Raw genomic sequence first — 17,990 nt, 5'->3', positions numbered from 1 at the left:
TTTCTTTTTATCTTCTTTTTTGATGAAATCCTTGTGTAATGCGGTCTAATATAATCGCAATGACAACAATGGCTAGTCCCGCTTCAAATCCCATTCCAATATTTACTTGTGTAACAGAACGGTAAACATCAACTCCAAGTCCTGGTGCTCCTACGAGTGATGCTGTTACAACCATTGATAACGAAAGCATAATACTTTGGTTCACTCCAGCCATGATCGTTCCGGTTGCGAGTGGTAATTGTACTTTAAATAGTTTTTGTGATGCTGTGGATCCAAATGCATTCGCTGCTTCAATTAAATCTTCTGGAACTTGTCTAATCCCTAGGTCTGTAAAGCGAATTGTCGGCGGCATTGCAAAAATAACGGAAGCAATAATACCAGGAACAACGCCTACACCAAAAAATGTAATGGCTGGTATTAAATAAACGAAGGCCGGCATTGTTTGCATAAAATCTAATGTCGGTTTTAAAAATTTTGAGAAACGCTCATTTTGAGATGCTAAAATACCAATTGGAATTCCGACAATAATTGAAATAATAACGGACGTAAGTACGAGTGCTAATGTTTGCATCGTTTGTGCCCAGTAGTTAATATTTAAAATAAATAATAATCCGATGAGCGTAAAAATGACTAAAGATAATTTCCTCGTTGTGTACCAAATGAGGAAACATAGGATAATAATCATCAATATGGCTGGTATTATTGTTAAAAAATTAGTGAGTAAATCAACGAATCCACCGATAATATATGAGAATCCTCGGAACAGCCCTTCAAAGTGCTCATATAAACTTGCAACAAATGAATCAACCCATTCGCCTAATGGAATACGCGGAATATTATTCATCGTCCTTCACCTCTTCCTCAATGTTTCCTGCAAGAGCTTGAATGACACTTTCACGTTTAATAATTCCTCTTAGCCTTTTCTTCTCATCAATTACGGGTAACGGATATTTCATCTCCGCCATTTTTGCATACGTTTCCTCAAGTAAAGTATCTAAATAAACGTGCGGAATATCGTTAAGTAATAAATCAGCAATTGGCCACTGCTTTTGTACCGCCTTGCTCGCATCGTCTGCTGTTAATATACCTAAGAACTCATACTTTTTGTTTACAACATATACTGTAGAAACACCCGCATTCCTCATAATTTGAAGTGCTACACGCGGTCCACGGTCAATTAATAAAGTCTCCGGTCGTTTTAATATAGATTCCGCCGTAATTACTTTTCCTAAATTCACATCCGCAACGAACTTCTCTACAAATTCATTGGCAGGACTCATCATAATTTCTTCCGGCGTTCCAATTTGAACGATTTCTCCATCTTTCATTAATGCGATACGATCTCCAATTCGAAGCGCTTCATCTAAATCGTGTGTAATAAATATAATTGTTTTTTCCATTTTATCTTGTAGCTCTAACAATTCATCTTGCATTTCTTTTCGAATTAGTGGATCTAATGCACTAAATGACTCGTCCATTAGTAATACATCTGGATTATTCGTTAGTGCCCTTGCGATTCCAACACGCTGCTGCATACCACCACTAAGTTGACTTGGGTAATTATCTTTATGATGATCGAGTCCTACTAACTTCAACGATTCTAACGCCTTATTTTCTCGTTCCTCTACTGGAACTCCTTGGATTTCTAACCCGTACGCAACGTTTTGTATCACTGTACGGTGCGGAAATAAAGCAAACTTCTGAAAAACCATACTCATTTTCGTCCTTCTTACTCTTCGCAATTCTTCTTTTCCCATCGTTGCGATGTCTTCACCATCTATGTATATATGCCCTGCTGTCGGTTTAATTAATTGATTTAGCATTCGAACTAACGTAGATTTTCCACTACCGGATAAACCCATAATGACAAAAATCTCTCCCGTATATACTTCAAACGTCGCCTTTTTCACCCCAACGTTCATTCCTGTTTCTTTTAATATTTCAGATTTACTTTTTCCTTCCTTTAATAAAGCAACTGCCCTTTGAGGGTGTTTCCCAAATACTTTTGTTACGTTTTCAACACGCACCTTTGTATTATCCATGTCACTACTCCTTTTCTACCCATCTATTCATATAGTGTTGCGATTTTACAAAGAAATATTACATAAAAATTACATTCATAAGCTTTCTTTAAAATTCTCATTTCCGTTCATAATAAGAATGCTTACTTATACATTTATTTAAAAAGGCAAACGTTACTTAGGAGGTTTTCGATGCGAAAGAAAATATGGCTTATATGCCTTGCATTATTTATTACTATGATTTTCACTTCATGTAATGCAACAAATGCAAATTCGAAAGGAAAAATTAAACTTGGTGTAACAAGTTGGAAAGAAAATATCGCAACCGCAAATATGTGGAAAGTTTTATTAGAAGAAAAAGGCTATAAAGTTGAACTCATGTATTTAGAAAAAGCTGCGATATGGACTGGCGTCGCCCGTGGTGATGTTGATGCTAATTTAGAAGTATGGCTGCCTGTTACTGATAAACCGCTAAATAATCGTTATAAAGATGACATTGTCTTAAAATCAAAATGGTATGAAGGCACTGGTCTTGGTTTGGTCGTCCCTTCTTATATGAAAAACATAAACAGCATAGAAGATTTAAACGCACATAAAGATGAGCTAGATAATAAAATTGTTGGGATTGAACCGGGTAGTAGCCTTATGAATTTAACGGATAAAGCAATGAAGGCATATGATATAAAATTAAAACTTGTCCAATCTTCAGAAGCTGCAATGATGAGCGAATTAAAAAAGGCATATACGAAAAAGAAACCAATCGCTGTTACGCTTTGGAACCCACATTGGGGCTTTTCAGAATTTGACTTAAAATATTTAGAAGACCCTAAGAAAGTATATGGTGAAAAAGATGACATTTATTACTCCGTTCGCAAAGGTTTCGAAAAAGATCATCCGGATATTGTGAAATACTTTGATCAATGGAAAATGAACGATGAACAACTAGGTACTTTAATGGTCATGCTAAATAAAACGAAAGATCCGGAAGAAGCTGCTCGAAAATGGATAAAAAAGAATCAATCGTTAGTCGATGAATGGGTAAAAGATTAAAAAAGTAGGCTAGAGAATAAAATATAATCTCTAGCCTACTTTATGTTATTTTTTCGTAACGACATCATCTACAATTCCATATTCCTTCGCCTCTTCTGCCGTCATAAAATAATCTCTTTCTGTATCATGTGCTACTCTTTCAATTGGTTGGCCTGTTTTATCTGCAATCATTTTATTAATATCATGCTTTAACTTTAATATTCTTTTTGCTGTTATTTCGATTTCAGTTGCCTGCCCTTGCGCACCACCAAGCGGCTGATGAATCATAATTTCACTGTTTGGCAACGCAAATCGTTTTCCTTTTGCACCTGATAAGAGTAACAATGCACCAAATGATGCTGCAAATCCCATACAAAGTGTTTGCACATCTGGCTTAATAAGATTCATCGTATCTAATATTGCAAAACCTGCTGTCGTTGATCCGCCTGGGCTATTGATGTATAAATATATGTCTTTCTCTGCATCTTCCGCTTCTAAAAATAATAATTGTGCTACTACACTGCTCGCAATTTGATCATTAATTTCTGAGCCAATAATAATAATGCGGTCTTTTAATAACCTCGAATATATATCATAAGAACGCTCTCCTAATTTCGTTTGTTCTACGACGTATGGAATTGTATTCATGTTTAATCCCTCCAATAATTGTTATGCCGCGCAAAGCATACAACTGTAGGAAGAAGGGCTTTTCGCACTGAATAATAAGACTGGCTGTTTAGTTGGTAACTTAGTAAAATCTATTGTTGGAAGAAGCTTAGTTAACAATTCCGGCCTTTCTTCACGAATAGACGTTACTACAATTTCAATATCATCTGTGTATTCGACTATCTCAGTCCCTTCTTCACTAACAGTTTTCAGCCTATTTCTACTCCTAAATAAAGAAGCTTTCACTGCTCCTTCTGATACAGAACATACTTTAGCGATATCAGCGATACTATATTGAAAAACATCCTTTAATAATAAAATTGCGGATTGTTGTACATTTAATGAAGATACTACTTTCCCTACCATTTCATGCAAATCTGCAATTTTTTCATGCGGTTCTTCAAATGTACTTTGCTCTTCCATTTTCTCTTGAACTGATTTTACCTTCACTTGATCTAGCCAACGGTTTCTAGCTATTTTATAGAGAAGCGTTCTACAAATTTCTTTATTACTATATTTTTGAAGAACTTTACACACTGTTTCTTGGGCGAGATCTTCGCCATCCCATTTGTTTTTCGTTAAAAATGTACAATATCTTTTTAACTCCGCATAATTCTCAATTAAAAAATTTATATTTGAATGATTCATATCGATATGATTCTTTAAAATCCGAGTTACTTTTGTGCACAAAATAACCACTCCTTTTCAGCGCTTACTTAATAAACGATTGAATAAATAAAAAAGTTACGGGGCTAATAAAAAAATAATGTTTATGTTCAAGAATTCGCGGTCATAAATATGTTATGTACAATTTTACGTGAGGAGGAACAAATTTGCCAAAATTAACAATTGAAGGTACTGGAACTTTTGATGTAAAGGAAGGTACAAAGTTAGTATTAGCAATTGAAGATAACGGTGTACACATACTTCATCGTTGCGGCGGGAAAGCTCGTTGCACAACTTGTAGAGTAGAAATTATAGCCGGTGATTTTTGTGAAGCAGACACTAATGAAAAAAGCGCGATTACGGAAAAAGGAATTGAAGATCATTTACGCTTATCGTGTCAAATGCGTGTACATAAAGATATAGTCGTTCGTCCGGTACTTACAGTCGAAAATTCAGGCCTTGATGCTGGACCACGTCCGGCGGAGTAAAGCGATGAATTTAAAACAGCTCGCCGGTGAATACGCTGCTGGCTTTGTAAAAGATGGAATGAAGGTTGGGCTTGGTACAGGTTCTACAGTATTTTGGACGATGCAAAAATTAGGAAAACGTGTACAAGAAGGTTTAACCATTCAAGCTGTACCGACATCAAAGGAAACTGAAGCATTAGCAAAGCAACTATCCATCCCATTAATTTCTTTAAACGACATACAAACTCTTGATCTTACAATCGATGGAGCTGATGAGATTGATTCTGATTTACAGCTTATAAAAGGCGGTGGTGGTGCATTACTTCGTGAAAAAATTGTTGCTTCCTCCTCTAAAGAACTAATAATTATTGCTGATGAATCGAAAATCGTTACTCATTTAGGAGGATTTCCACTTCCCATTGAAATCACCCCCTTTTCATGGAAACAAACTGAAAAACGAATTCAAACTTTAAGGTGCAATACACATTTGCGTATGAAAGGTGCTGGACCATTTATAACCGATAACGGTAATTTAATTATTGATTGTATCTTTCCAAATAAAATATTAAATCCAAATGAAACACATAAAGAATTAAAGATGATTACTGGTGTAGTCGAAACAGGATTATTTATAAATATGACGAGCAAAGCAATCATCGGAACAGAAAACGGCATAAAGGAATTTTAAAGGCTGACTTTTGAAAGTCAGTTTTTCTTTTTCCTTTTATAACGATACTGTATGATATACTATGAAAACACATTCATATCACACTAGAAAGGACTGAACAATTTGCAATCCAAACTCATAACAGAACTTACAGATTTAGAAACTGCCTTTCACATTCGAAAAGAAGTATTTGTAAAAGAACTAGGTGTTCCTCTTGAAGACGAATTCGATACATTTGACCAAATTGGTGAAGAATGTAAACATATTTTAGTTTTTCATAATGAGCTTCCTGTAGGAACTGGCCGCATACGATTTGTTGACGGTGTTGGTAAACTAGAAAGAATTTGTATTTTAAAAGACTTCCGTAAATACGGATTAGGTAAAGTAATCATTCAAGCACTAGAAGAAATTGCATGTAACAAAGAAGCAAATAAAGTTAAACTACACGGTCAAACACAAGCTGAAGGATTTTATAAAAAATTAGGCTATCAAACTTCTTCTGATGTATTTATGGAAGATGGCATTCCTCATATTCTTATGACAAAAGTATTGGCGTAATAAAAAGGGTATTATATGAATCTACATTATGGATTCATATAATACCCTTTCTGTATCCTATTCGTTTGTTTCATAAAACTTATCATATTCTTCACCGTAATGGATTTTTAATTTCCTCATTAAACTTGCATCAATTTGTAAATTATTTTATTTCGAATTGCTGTTTAATAACTTTTTGATAATATTCATGATTACTTAATAACTCATCATGAGTTCCAAATCCTGTAATTCTACCATCCTCTAATACAATAATTTGATCAGCATGTATAATAGTAGACAGCCTATGAGCTATTACAAAAGTTGTTTGTTTGTGAATTAATGTATTTATAGCCTTTTGTACTTGTTTTTCTGAATCAGAATCTAGATTTGCTGTAGCCTCATCTAATAACAGGAAATCAGCATCACGCATTAAAGCTCTAGCTATTGCAATACGTTGTTTTTGTCCACCTGAAAGTTGATTACCTCTTTCTCCTACCTGCGTATTATACCCATCCGATAAATCAACAATAAATTCATGTGCATTTGCAAATGTTGCAATTTCTATCAATTTATCATCTGTAACCTTATCATTTTTCCCATATAAAATGTTATCCCTAATTGTACCTGAAAAAATTGGAGTATCTTGCGAAACATAACTAAATTTCTGTCTCCATTCTTCTACATGTATATTTTTATAAGATACATCATCTAATAAAATATCTCCATTAGTTGGATCATAAAATCTTTCTATTAACGAAAATACCGTACTTTTTCCAGAACCACTTGGTCCAACTAGTGCTGTTAAAGAACCTTTCTTAATTTTAAAAGAAATATCCTCAATAACATTCTCTTTTTCATCATATCTAAAATAAACATCTTTAAACTCTAATTGTGTTGGAGATTCAATACATGTTTTAGTAACAACTTGAACTTCCTCTTCTTCTTCTAAAATTTCAAATAATCTTTTCATAGATCCTTTTGCCTCTTGAAAACTCGTTAAAAAATGATTCATTTGTATAAAAGGAGACATAATTTGAAACAAATACAATAAAAATGCTACTAACTCACCAGAACTAATAAAACCTTGATCTACCCTCCAAGCACCAAAACCTATTACACCAATTAAAACTAAAGTAGTAAATGTCCCTAAAACTGGAGTCAATATAGAATTAATTTTAGCCCTCTTTATTCCATTCTTATAAAGAAACTCAAAATGTTTTTTGCCATTTTCCGCTTCTTTCAATTCAGTATTATAAGATTTCACAAGCTTTATTTCAGAAAGAGTTTGTGATAAATAAGCCGTCAACTGAGACATTTTATTTTGTTCTTGAAAAGAAAGATCATATACCTTTTCTCCCAAAGGAATTACAATAAAAAGGGTTATCGGTACTACTAAAATCAACACCAATGTCATTGGAACATCTAACGTAAATAAAATAATTAAAGAAAGTATTAATGTTATACAACTCGTGATTAAATCAACAATTTCAGATGAAATAATATTCACTATTGCAGTAGTATCACTAGTTATTCTACTTACCATCTCACCAGATTTATTATCGTTGTAATATTTTACAGGTAATTTCAAAAACTTCTCCCAAAGTTTATCACGCAAGTTTTTCACTATTTCTTCCCCTACTTTAGATAGTAGATAAAGAGAAAAAGCTGAAAAAATTATTTCCAAAATTAATAAAATAGAAATTTGACTTATTAAACCAAAAGATATACCTTTCGAAAGTTCATCCATTATATCTTTTATTAATAAAGGTATTATCAATGAAATTACACTTGAAACAATAGATAATACTAATCCTGAGATAAAATGAATTTTAGAAGGATTAGTTATCTTCCACATTTTCTTAATTGAAAAATTATTTTCCTCTTCCATATTCTAATTACTCCTTTATATTATTTAATTCAAATAGTGTTTCAATAGGATAATACAATTTTATAACCACAAAATACCATTTTATCATTATAAAGCGTAATACGGAACAATCATAGAAATTTAAGTTTATATCTTAATATTAAGAAATTTCTTCTTTTCATTCGAAAAAGTGGTGCTCCCCATCCATCAACTTAAGGATGGGGAGCACCACTTTATATAACATGAAACTGTTAATATATATTAACAAAAAATGCCTATACCATGTAATATAGACACTTGTTTTTATATAAATTTAAGTTTCGAATTAAATATCGTATTTACTTTTAAACTTTAAAATCTCATCAACAGCTTGCTCATACCCACCTGACTTTCGGAAGGAGTCCTTCACATTCGCAACAGCTTTATGGAAAGATGAATCTTCTAACACATAATCTGCTGTTTCACGTAACTGACTTGCAGTTAATTCTTTCATATGTAACTTAACACCTGCTCCAAGATCTGCTACTTGCTTTGCAATTACTGGCTGATCTGCACTTTGCGGAATTACAACTAGTGGAACCCCGTTATATAATCCTTCATGCGTACTATTCATCCCGCCGTGTGTAATAAATAATTTCGTATATGTTAGAAGTTCAGTTTGTGGTACATAATTTTTCACAATGAAGTTTTTCGGAATATCCCCCAAATCACTTATTTTCGTTTTATTCCCAATAGCCATTACAATTGTATGCTCACTATTTTCGAATGCTTTAAAACAAAGTTTATAAAAATCAATTGCTTCATTAAAAACAGTACCTAATGAAATATAAATCGGGCTATTCTCTTTCATTAAATTAAAATCAAAGCTATCTTTTACTATTGGTGCAGAAATAGATGGTCCTACAAATTTGAAACTTTCATCAAACGTATTACTAAAAGGTTGGAACTCCTTTGTTGTATAAACAATAGCTAATGGTGCTGGGTTACAAAAGATATCATACGGTGTTTTAATTTCAACGTCATATTTATCTTGAATATTTGTTACTAAGTTATGAAAATCATCGTTTATTTTATGGTGAATTTCTGCTGGTATGTTTTGCGAAAGATGTTCTAACATTTTATTAAACGATGTTTCATCCTGTGCAAAAGATGTACACGAATTTATTGCTGGAAGCTTAAGAATTTGAGCAATTAAATGGCCCGAGCCAAACATGGAATCATGAATCATGTAATCAAAGTGTTCTCCTTCTATTTGTTCTAGAACACTAGGTATTACAACATCCGCTGTATGTAATAGACCATTTATTCTTTCATGCAAATAATTTCGGCCACCGGAAAGAAAAGCTTGTAAAAATTTTTGATCATCAATTGTTCGTACCGTAGCACCTGTCTTCTCAATACGCTCCCTGAAAGCTTCTATTGAAAAATAAACGACCTCTTCACCGCGGGAAATCAGTTCCTCTACAACTTTCAATGTTGGGTTTATATGTCCTTCTGATCCAGCGTTAATGAATAAAACACGCGTCATTATAAACACTCCTTAAGTTAAATCATTTCTATGTTGTTATTATGAGTACTCTCCATACCTTTTGCTTTGTTATATGTATCATTTTCCTGCTAAATTGACTTAGCAATCCTAAAACCGAGATCATCTATATGAAATGTAGGATGGCTACGACGGCGACAAGTAGCGCCGCAACCTCTAGCAGCTTCAGCCCAACTACCGCCACGAAAAATTCTGTACGGCCCATACACTTTTTCATCATACAAATCATAGCACCATTCCCAAACGTTCCCTAACATATCGTAAAGTCCCCATGTATTCGGCTCTTTTTTACCGACGTCATGAATTCGTCCACTTGAATTTTCATTATACCATGCTATTTTCTGAAGTTCCCCATACGTATATCCCGTTGTACCTGCTTTACATGCGTATTGCCACTCTGCCTCAGAAGGTAATCGGTAACCGTTGGACTCTACATTACAACTAACTTTTTGGCCGTCATTACTAATAGAATAATACTCTGTTAATCCCGATTTTTTAGAAAGTAAATTACAAAAAGCAATTGCATCATTCCATGAAATATTTACAACTGGTTTATGATTATCTTTATAATCATTTGCTGTACTATTCGTAATAGCATAATATGTTTCCATCGTTACAACATACTTTGCAAGAAGAAATGGTTTAATTTGAACTTGCCATTCTTTTTTTATTCGATCATCTCTTAATACCACCTCTCCTGCTGGAATTTTTACCATATAAGAATCAATCGAGCGAATGATTTCATTCAATGTTATCCCCTCCATTTTAAAATGGAACAAAATTTACTCTTTTAGTGCATAAGTTTATACTTGCTGCACTTCTTTTAAAAATCGCTGAACTTCATTTGGAGATTTTAAAATAATAATTTCTTTATCCTGACTTAATTGATTTAGTCTTTTGAAAATTGAAGGTCTTTTCGTCTTAGGATACTCCCATATCCATTTGAAGAATTGTAAGTCAAACCTTTCTTCACATCCAGCACCCATGTCCGGTCTTGTTTTATTTCGATATTGTACAATTCTTTTAAAAGCACGATAAATACAAATCGTTCTATGAATATCAAGAAAGATGATTGTATCAGCTGCGTTAATTCTTATATCCATTGTCCCGCCGTAATTCCCATCAATAATCCACTTCTCATCTTTAATTAAGTTGTTTTGAACTGTTATTTGTTCGTCTCTCGGAACACCTTGCCAATTCGGTTTCCAAAATAGTGCATCCAGATGATACACCTTAATATTTAGTTTATTTCCTAACTGCTTAGCTAATGTAGATTTTCCTGAACCACCAGAACCAATTAATATTATTTTTTTCATATTAGTATGGTCCTTTCTATAGATTCTTCAATATCTTTCTTATTAGCAAAAATCCAGAAGAACATTTCTTCATTCACCTTTAATAAATCTGGTAACTGAACAAAATAAGTAATAAATATAACTTGAATAGAAAGCATGACATACCAAATGGATTGTAGTTCTGCTCTCGTTAAAATTTTTTGCTTATAATATCCTTCAAAGATTTTGCTTACGATTTGAAACCATTTCCCTCTTAGGCTTTCATTACTATATAACTCACTCAAAATACTCGTACAACAATAGCATAAATCGAATACTCTTACATTGCTTTCTAAAAGCTCAAAATCTATAAACCCTTGAAATTCATTGTCTTGAAAGATAATATTCGATAAGTGCATATCACGATGAATAATTTGTTTCGGTAATAAGTGCGCCGTTTCTTTGAAAGCTGTATGTATTTGATCCATTTTTTGAATTACATCCTGATGAACATGCTCATGCTTTTCTAAAATCGGTAAAGCCCATCCGTATACCACTTTATACAAATCCCTTTTTATTAGCTCGTTAGCACTATCCATTGAATTTAGTGCTTTATGTAGAGTAGCTATTTCTTCTCCAATTGTGCTTGCTAGCCCTGTCAGCTTGTTCGTATCTTTTATTTCTAAAACACTTCCGGCAAAATACTCATATAAGCAATAATATTTTTCTTTATATAATACATACTTTTCGTCATTTTCCGTTTCTACTACTCTTTGTACCTTAATTCCTTTTTCATACAGCTGCTCCAATACATTTAATTCATTTAGAAGCTGCTTGATGGATCCTTTTTCTTTTAAAATATACGTTTTATTATTACAATGAATTTCTGTTACTTTCGGTTGAATTACAGTAGCTGCGAGATTTTCATCTTGAAACCAATACTTTGCAATTTCTAAAATATCCTCCATATACAAATACTCCTTTTTAACTCTCTTATTTCTTCCATAATATAAACTCAAAAAGCATTCCCGCTCCAACACCAATTGTATAAGCCACTAAGTCACTCCACAAAAATCCATAGCCTAATACGAGACCACCTAAAATCGTTGCACGAATATTATCAATCCAAGGTACATGGTACAATTGGCTAATTTCAATCCCGTAGCAAAATATCAAACTAATAAAAGCTAATTTCTTCGTTTCTATTTTAGGAAATAAGAAACCAAATCCCGTGAAAATCATTAGTGCCCATAAAGCATCACCTAAGTAATCATTTAATAAATCAGGTAACACAAAAGCAAACTTTCTTGAACTAAGACCTAAAATAATAACAACTATAGTAAACATTGCATATAGTAATCTATTTCGTTTCGTATTCATTTCAAAATCTCCTAATATATAATGTAAAACTGCAAATAGCTAGTAAAATATAATCATTTTACTAGCTATTTATATACGGTTTCACTTTGTATTCTTCGCTTTTATAATAAGGAAATGCGGGTTAGTGTTTAAATAATAATATGACTTTTCATCTACTTCCTTCATCTTTTCAATCGGTTTCGGCTCGACTAACTCTTCTAATACAAAATTACTCGTTGTTTCATTTATAATATCTTGAAGTGACCTTCTAAAGAAACTTACTTCAATTGTAATGTTGGGTTTCCGCCAAGTATCTACTAGCAATTGCGTTTTAAAATAATCTTCACACGGAAACTTTGTAAAATCCATAAATGGGTGATGAACGGAATACACAAATAAACCACCTGGTTTAAGGACGCGATGAAACTCTTGAAATACATTACTCCAATTTTGCAAGTAATGAAGAGTAAGCGAACTTACAATCATATCAAAAGCATTATCTTCAAATGGTAATGTTTCTTGAAGGTCATGACAAAGAAACGTTGCTTTATCACCTGTACTTTCCTTTGCGGCTTTTACCATTTCAGAACTTACGTCAATTGCTGTAACGTTAGCTCCTCTTCCTACGAATTGAGAAGTATACCATCCAGCTGCACATCCAGCATCTAGTATTCTCTTCCCTTCTAGTTTCTTTGGAATAATCTCCATCATCGCAGGTCTTTCATAATAACTATTATATGGATTTACCAAATCTAGATTTTCTTTATATGTACTCGCTAATTTATCATACGTATCTTTGATCGATTCTTGCATTACATCCACCCCTAATACATATTAATCCAATAACTCTTGCTGCTTTTTCTTTGAAAACGATTGTAGTACTAAATCATACGACCAATCAATCATTTTATTAATTTGTTCTTGTTCTACATCCTTATGTATATACACTGTATTCCAATGTTTTTTATTCATATGATATCCAGGAATAATTGTTTCCGGATAATCTTCTCTTATTCGCAAGGCAAGTTCTGGATCACATTTTAATGTAATCGCAGCTTTTTCACCTTCTTCATGATTCACTATCGCAAATATTTTATTATTGATCCTCATACATGTTGCACTCCAGCCATCTGGAGAATCTTCCGTCGCTTTTCTTTTCGATAAACAATATGCTCTCGTTGCATTCATTCTTACTGGCACCTCTTATTCTTTCACTATTTGATTACGATGCATTACAATCTGCTTTGTCGCTTTAAATTGCTGTTCACCATAAAACTTTATTAGTTTCTCTCCGCAAAATAGACTAACAATATCAATATGAGAAATCTGTTTCAATAACATTGTAAGCATCTTTTCACCAATACCTTTGTTTCTTACATTCTCATGTACGACAACATCTTCAATATATGCTCGAAAAACACCATCAGAAACGACTCTAGCAAATGCAATTAACTCATTTTCTTTCCATACACCAATTACTATACTATTCTTTAACATTTTTTCAATATCGATTTCTTTTCTTTCTGGCCACCAACCGACAGAATCGTAAAGCTTCTTTATTTTTTCTGCACAGATTGGTTGTTCATGTTGTAATTTATACGTGTACATATTCTTTCTCCCATCAACTAGTATACATAATATTATTATAATCTCTTTTCTAAAAAGTGTTGACTATGCCCTTTCGGGTGATCTTCAACGACACCATATTCCCGGTATCCGTGCTTTTTATAAAATTCTGGTGCTTGGAAACTAAATGAATCTAGTAATATGAGTCTACATCCTTTTTCCTTCGCAATTTCTTCGATTTTATGTAACAATTGACTGCCGTATCCATCGTGGCGAACTGATTCATCAACCCATAAAAAATCGATATGTAGGTGATAAAAATACATCGTTCCTGTTACGCCACCGAAAATTTTTCCTTCCTCATCTTTCACTACAAAACTTACTTGTTCCATCGGCTGTTTTACTTCATCTGTTAAGATAGACATGTTATATTGAATTACTTTATTTTTTATGTATTCTCCTTCAATGCGAGTACCATTCTCTATGCGTTTCATATTTATATCGTCCCTTCAACTTAGTAAGCTACAATTAATTTTTATTTCTTCTCTTTAATAGACTAATGAATACAAATCCGCCATATGTAACAAAACATGAAAAACCAATCATTCCTGGTACAGAGACATACCCTGTTCTTACATAACTGATAACTGCAAAACTAACAATTAATAATAAAATAGATGGCCAAAATATAAGAGCAGTTTTTCTTCGTCGCTGTTTCGATGTACTTTCTTTCTCTTCAGAAACACGTGTGCCAAAAAGCAATACAATACAAATAAGAATCGCTGCAAAGTAAATCGTATCTAATGACAAAGTACGATCATATAGTGCGATTCCAACTTCCAAAGCAATAATTGTTACAATTAAAATGATGATCGTTGATGTTTTTAAATTTCTTTTCAACCGCTCACCCCATAGTATGTGCTTTTACTATATTCTTTGTATATGTACTTCAAAGCTGAAGTAATGGTTTCATCAACCTCTTTATTATCAAATCGATTAGGTAAATCATTTCCCCCAATAACATAAAGAAACGGAAATTCATGAAACATTCCTATTATACCAATATTTATTGTAGCTGTGGGTAATCCACCTGTCATATGCGCTAAATGATAATACGGTATTCCTTCATACTCTCCTTGTTGTCTTACCATTCCATTTATAATTGGTTCCCATAATTCTGATTCTGATTTATAACCTTGAAAAACATATACTAAAAGTGAAAGAACTTGATTTAACTCTTCGACATTTTGCTCATCTCTAGGGTTTTCTTGTATATGAATCTTCGAAAAGTATGTTGAAACATATTCTCTGACAGTATCCCATCCTCCGCAATGCATAACAATTGACTGAGCAATATAACTGTCGTGACAAGCTATCATCACTTCTACCGCTTTACTATGTGTTAATGTAGCTCTTCCTTGTAAATGAGGAGATAACTGTGCACTATCTTCATGTGGATTAAATTTAATGTGATGAAGTATATCATTCCAATTACATTTATTTTCCTTCACCATTTGTGCTGCTACAAATCCAATTACTACTTTGGCTGCCGATGCTAAAGGAATATATAATTCACCATTATATGAAGCAACTATACGTTCGTTTTTTGTAGAATAAATAGCTACTCCTACATGACCAAATTGTATCTCTTTCATTTTTTGAATGACAGTTTCCATTTCCATTCCTCTTTTCACATCGTTATATCCCCTTCTAATAATTCAATATATAATATATAAAACCTTTTTTGGCAGATTATATTTGTTATTACAATAAGAAAAAGGTAGCATGAATTACTCCTTGCTACCTAAAAAACATAAAGTGAAACTTTAATCAGTGGGAGTTTTACTGCCCGTTAATGCGGGATAAATTTTCACGAAAAACTTCTATTCTTCTATAGGATTTTCAGGCCCGTTAAGCTCCAATTGATAAAAAGCTAAATCTAGCCATCTATTAAACTTATAACCAGCTTTTTTTATTGTTCCTGCATGAACAAATCCATAATTTTGATGCAAGGCAATACTTATCTTGTTTTCCGCATCAATTCCTGCAATTAAGGTCATATATCCTCTTTTCTTTGCAATTGTGATTAATTCTTCCATTAAAGAGGATCCAATTCCATTTTTTCTATATTCCTTATCAACATACACAGAATGTTCAATTGAATATTTATAGGCAGGCCACGCTCTAAATGGACCAAATGTCGCAAATCCTACTACTTTATTATCTAGTTCGTATACGAAAATTGGATAGCTATCAGCCTTTTTTTGTTCATACCAATCTATTCTATTTTCAAGGGTTACAGGTTTATACGCATATACAGCTGTTGTATAAAGTATCGCATCATTATAAATATCTAAAATATATGCTAAATCTCTTTTAGTTGCTTCCCTTATCATTGTTTTCTTCCTTTCATAATGTTTATCTTCTTTCACTATCTTTTTAACAGTTTTATTTTACCGAAATTTCTGATTTATTTCCACACACGAATACTAGCTTTTCGGAAACCATCAAATATATTTATCGCAGCAGACAACGTGTAAAAGAAAATTCCACCGCCGATTAACCACGTTTTAAATTCCTCTGGAGAAATAGTAAACACATTTGACACATACGCAATAAACCCTTCGTTAAATAAATGCGGATTTAATACAATTACAATGAATACTATTGTTCCGGTTATTTGAAGAATTGCATTCCCAATTGCCAACCTTTTCGTCCATTGTCCCTGTACTAACTTATAAAGAGATATACCTATTTCGAAAACGATCATAATCACAACAATTGGCCAATATTGAAGTAAAACATCTTGATTAAAAGTTGGTGCGACAAACTTCAGCCCATTTGCTGTACCATTATATACGCCAACGAGATGATTCGCATAAAAGTAAAGTGTAGCCCAAACTGCGGTCCACATCAAACCTCCAAAAACTTCAAACTTTGAGATTGCTTTCTTCTTCGGGATATACGAAATATTTTTCAAATCATCTGGCGTCCATTTTCTAAAACTTGTCGTCAACGGTTGGGTATCTTTGTCTTTATCCGTTCTTTCTAAAATAACAAATACAAGTGTCAACCAGAAAAATACATGAAGGCCCACTTCGAAAATTTCTCCAATGCCTTTACCTATCAATTTTAAAATAACATTTAATACCGCTTGATCACCACTATAGCCTATAAGATTTTCTGCAACCATTGAAATGAGTGCAATAACAGCTGCAATTGGTATAATCATTTTTAATAATGTCGTATATCCATCAAAATAACGTGGTCCAATTAAATGCATCGGTCTATCCAAATACCCATTAGCCAATGAAACTGGACTTCCCAATTTTTCAAGAACGCTCTTCACATCATCCTCATTATAATCGTCTGGTAACATATCCTCTATTGTTGACCGTAGTTCAAGTGTAATATCTTCACGATTTTTTTCAGGTAATCTCTTCGCAACTTCATGGACGTAAATATCAATCAAACTCATTCTCGTCCTCCTCCTTTAATAAGTTATAAAGTTCTTTCGAATCCTTTATCCACTCCTTTTTCAATTGTAAAAATATCTCTAATCCATATTCACTTAAAACATAATACTTACGAGGCCTACTCTCCGTTTTATCCCAACTACTCGTCACTAGCTCCTGCTTTTCTAATCGGCGAAGTAGTGGATATAAGGTACTTTGATCTATCATGATTCCTGATTGCTCCAATAATTGGACAAGCGAATATCCATATTGCGGCGTTCTTAGTTGACTTAAAACCGCTAATGTCAATGTCCCTCTCCTTAGCTCAGTAATTAATGAATTTAATAAAGTATCCATTCACCCACCTCATTTCCATTACTATATGTCATACAGTATGTGTTTTATACTATGTATCGTACAGTATTAGTGTGACAAAAACAATGATTTTTCAAAAAAATATACAATAAAAAGCACAAACGATATGATTTGTGCTTTGCTAGCAAATATAAATACCAATAATACTTTTAACTATGTATATCTGGTAATATAAACTCTACTGTTTCTTTAGGAAATGGGACAACATCTACAATTGCATCAACGTTGATTACTCCGTATACATGCGGATATTTTTGCCCGTTAGAAGCAAGTTCATATTTTATTTCTGCTTTTAACAGGGATGAATCAATTGTAAGTAATAAAACATCTTCTTCATGGCTGAAATGTTTTTGAGCAACCTTTAAAGCTTGATCTAATAATGAACAATGAATAAATCCCTCTTCTATAAGAGAGGCTTCATTAATCTCTCCAATGTTTATCGCGATTCCCCAATTTCTTTTTGTTATTACTTTTGTAATCATTCCCATTTTCTCC

The 17,990-nt window shown here is 33.1% G+C and carries 24 protein-coding genes; 4 read left to right on the top strand and 20 right to left on the bottom strand.

What is annotated here, in order from left to right:
• Window positions 1-7: 7 nt before the first annotated feature.
• Both MR071_RS04310 and MR071_RS04305 read right to left on the bottom strand, forming a co-directional pair.
• Window positions 8-844, bottom strand: coding sequence for an ABC transporter permease (locus MR071_RS04310; protein ID WP_098266583.1), 837 nt, complete (start codon window positions 842-844; stop codon window positions 8-10).
• Window positions 837-2,042, bottom strand: a complete 1,206-nt coding sequence (locus tag MR071_RS04305; RefSeq protein WP_105584911.1) for a quaternary amine ABC transporter ATP-binding protein — start codon at window positions 2,040-2,042, stop codon at window positions 837-839. The genes MR071_RS04310 and MR071_RS04305 overlap by 8 nt, the downstream gene beginning before the upstream one ends.
• Before the next feature lie 171 nt (window positions 2,043-2,213).
• Here MR071_RS04305 and MR071_RS04300 point away from each other — a divergent pair, with 171 nt between their 5' ends.
• On the top strand, window positions 2,214-3,071 hold the full coding sequence (locus tag MR071_RS04300; protein ID WP_242235145.1) for a glycine betaine ABC transporter substrate-binding protein: 858 nt from the start codon (window positions 2,214-2,216) through the stop codon (window positions 3,069-3,071).
• A gap of 45 nt (window positions 3,072-3,116) precedes the next feature.
• Here the strand turns inward: MR071_RS04300 and clpP are convergent, their stop codons facing one another.
• Both clpP and MR071_RS04290 read right to left on the bottom strand, forming a co-directional pair.
• Complete coding sequence (clpP, locus tag MR071_RS04295; protein WP_242235143.1) at window positions 3,117-3,698, bottom strand: ATP-dependent Clp endopeptidase proteolytic subunit ClpP; 582 nt, start codon at window positions 3,696-3,698, stop codon at window positions 3,117-3,119.
• A gap of 21 nt (window positions 3,699-3,719) precedes the next feature.
• The gene (locus MR071_RS04290; RefSeq protein WP_242235141.1) at window positions 3,720-4,406 is read right to left on the bottom strand and encodes an RNA polymerase subunit sigma-70; all 687 of its coding nucleotides are present in this window, start codon (window positions 4,404-4,406) and stop codon (window positions 3,720-3,722) included.
• Between the two features lie 143 nt (window positions 4,407-4,549).
• On the opposite strand from MR071_RS04290, the gene MR071_RS04285 reads away from it, so the two are divergent.
• From MR071_RS04285 to MR071_RS04275, 3 genes are all read left to right on the top strand, one after another.
• On the top strand, window positions 4,550-4,870 hold the full coding sequence (locus tag MR071_RS04285; RefSeq protein ID WP_105584915.1) for a 2Fe-2S iron-sulfur cluster-binding protein: 321 nt from the start codon (window positions 4,550-4,552) through the stop codon (window positions 4,868-4,870).
• 4 nt (window positions 4,871-4,874) lie between these two features.
• Complete coding sequence (gene rpiA / locus MR071_RS04280) at window positions 4,875-5,537, top strand: ribose 5-phosphate isomerase A (protein WP_105584916.1); 663 nt, start codon at window positions 4,875-4,877, stop codon at window positions 5,535-5,537.
• 102 nt (window positions 5,538-5,639) lie between these two features.
• Window positions 5,640-6,074, top strand: a complete 435-nt coding sequence (locus tag MR071_RS04275) for a GNAT family N-acetyltransferase (protein WP_242235139.1) — start codon at window positions 5,640-5,642, stop codon at window positions 6,072-6,074.
• Between the two features lie 142 nt (window positions 6,075-6,216).
• Here the strand turns inward: MR071_RS04275 and MR071_RS04270 are convergent, their stop codons facing one another.
• From MR071_RS04270 to MR071_RS04195, 16 genes are all read right to left on the bottom strand, one after another.
• On the bottom strand, window positions 6,217-7,941 hold the full coding sequence (locus MR071_RS04270) for an ABC transporter ATP-binding protein (RefSeq protein ID WP_242235137.1): 1,725 nt from the start codon (window positions 7,939-7,941) through the stop codon (window positions 6,217-6,219).
• 304 nt (window positions 7,942-8,245) lie between these two features.
• Window positions 8,246-9,448, bottom strand: a complete 1,203-nt coding sequence (locus MR071_RS04265; RefSeq protein WP_242235135.1) for a macrolide family glycosyltransferase — start codon at window positions 9,446-9,448, stop codon at window positions 8,246-8,248.
• Between the two features lie 89 nt (window positions 9,449-9,537).
• Window positions 9,538-10,215 (bottom strand): formylglycine-generating enzyme family protein, encoded by a 678-nt coding sequence (locus MR071_RS04260; protein WP_242235134.1) that lies wholly within the window; start codon window positions 10,213-10,215, stop codon window positions 9,538-9,540.
• A gap of 54 nt (window positions 10,216-10,269) precedes the next feature.
• Entirely contained in the window at window positions 10,270-10,782 is a 513-nt protein-coding gene (locus MR071_RS04255) for a DNA topology modulation protein (protein WP_105584921.1), read from the bottom strand.
• Window positions 10,779-11,708 (bottom strand): phosphotransferase enzyme family protein, encoded by a 930-nt coding sequence (locus MR071_RS04250; protein WP_242235132.1) that lies wholly within the window; start codon window positions 11,706-11,708, stop codon window positions 10,779-10,781. Before MR071_RS04250 ends, MR071_RS04255 begins: the two co-directional genes overlap by 4 nt.
• Window positions 11,709-11,733: 25 nt before the next feature.
• Complete coding sequence (locus tag MR071_RS04245) at window positions 11,734-12,120, bottom strand: ribosomal maturation YjgA family protein (protein ID WP_242235130.1); 387 nt, start codon at window positions 12,118-12,120, stop codon at window positions 11,734-11,736.
• An 81-nt stretch (window positions 12,121-12,201) separates the two neighbouring features.
• Window positions 12,202-12,912, bottom strand: a complete 711-nt coding sequence (locus MR071_RS04240) for a class I SAM-dependent methyltransferase (protein WP_242235129.1) — start codon at window positions 12,910-12,912, stop codon at window positions 12,202-12,204.
• Between the two features lie 21 nt (window positions 12,913-12,933).
• A complete protein-coding gene (locus tag MR071_RS04235; RefSeq protein WP_113770865.1) occupies window positions 12,934-13,287 on the bottom strand; it encodes an MmcQ/YjbR family DNA-binding protein in 354 nt (117 codons plus the stop codon).
• A 15-nt stretch (window positions 13,288-13,302) separates the two neighbouring features.
• Window positions 13,303-13,707 carry a GNAT family N-acetyltransferase gene (locus MR071_RS04230; RefSeq protein ID WP_242235127.1) on the bottom strand — a complete coding sequence of 135 codons (405 nt, stop codon included), beginning with the start codon at window positions 13,705-13,707 and terminating at the stop codon, window positions 13,303-13,305.
• A gap of 35 nt (window positions 13,708-13,742) precedes the next feature.
• On the bottom strand, window positions 13,743-14,159 hold the full coding sequence (locus tag MR071_RS04225; RefSeq protein ID WP_242235124.1) for a GNAT family N-acetyltransferase: 417 nt from the start codon (window positions 14,157-14,159) through the stop codon (window positions 13,743-13,745).
• Window positions 14,160-14,193: 34 nt separating this feature from the next.
• Window positions 14,194-14,565: a hypothetical protein gene (locus MR071_RS04220; RefSeq protein ID WP_242235122.1), complete on the bottom strand. Its 372-nt coding sequence runs from the start codon at window positions 14,563-14,565 to the stop codon at window positions 14,194-14,196.
• Window positions 14,562-15,341: a serine hydrolase gene (locus MR071_RS04215; RefSeq protein ID WP_242235188.1), complete on the bottom strand. Its 780-nt coding sequence runs from the start codon at window positions 15,339-15,341 to the stop codon at window positions 14,562-14,564. The genes MR071_RS04220 and MR071_RS04215 overlap by 4 nt, the downstream gene beginning before the upstream one ends.
• Before the next feature lie 207 nt (window positions 15,342-15,548).
• Entirely contained in the window at window positions 15,549-16,061 is a 513-nt protein-coding gene (locus tag MR071_RS04210) for a GNAT family N-acetyltransferase (protein ID WP_242235120.1), read from the bottom strand.
• 74 nt (window positions 16,062-16,135) lie between these two features.
• Window positions 16,136-17,143, bottom strand: coding sequence for an HAAS signaling domain-containing protein (locus MR071_RS04205; RefSeq protein WP_242235118.1), 1,008 nt, complete (start codon window positions 17,141-17,143; stop codon window positions 16,136-16,138).
• Window positions 17,130-17,477, bottom strand: coding sequence for a PadR family transcriptional regulator (locus MR071_RS04200; protein WP_002085093.1), 348 nt, complete (start codon window positions 17,475-17,477; stop codon window positions 17,130-17,132). The genes MR071_RS04205 and MR071_RS04200 overlap by 14 nt, the downstream gene beginning before the upstream one ends.
• A 167-nt stretch (window positions 17,478-17,644) precedes the next feature.
• A complete protein-coding gene (locus tag MR071_RS04195; protein WP_242235116.1) occupies window positions 17,645-17,977 on the bottom strand; it encodes a DUF952 domain-containing protein in 333 nt (110 codons plus the stop codon).
• Window positions 17,978-17,990: the final 13 nt, after the last annotated feature.

It is taken from the genome of Bacillus cereus group sp. BfR-BA-01316 (assembly GCF_022664195.1).
In the GTDB taxonomy this organism is placed as follows: domain Bacteria; phylum Bacillota; class Bacilli; order Bacillales; family Bacillaceae_G; genus Bacillus_A.
The sequence above is the reverse complement of the archived record's forward strand: the minus strand, read 5'-3'. Positions and strand labels throughout refer to the sequence as shown.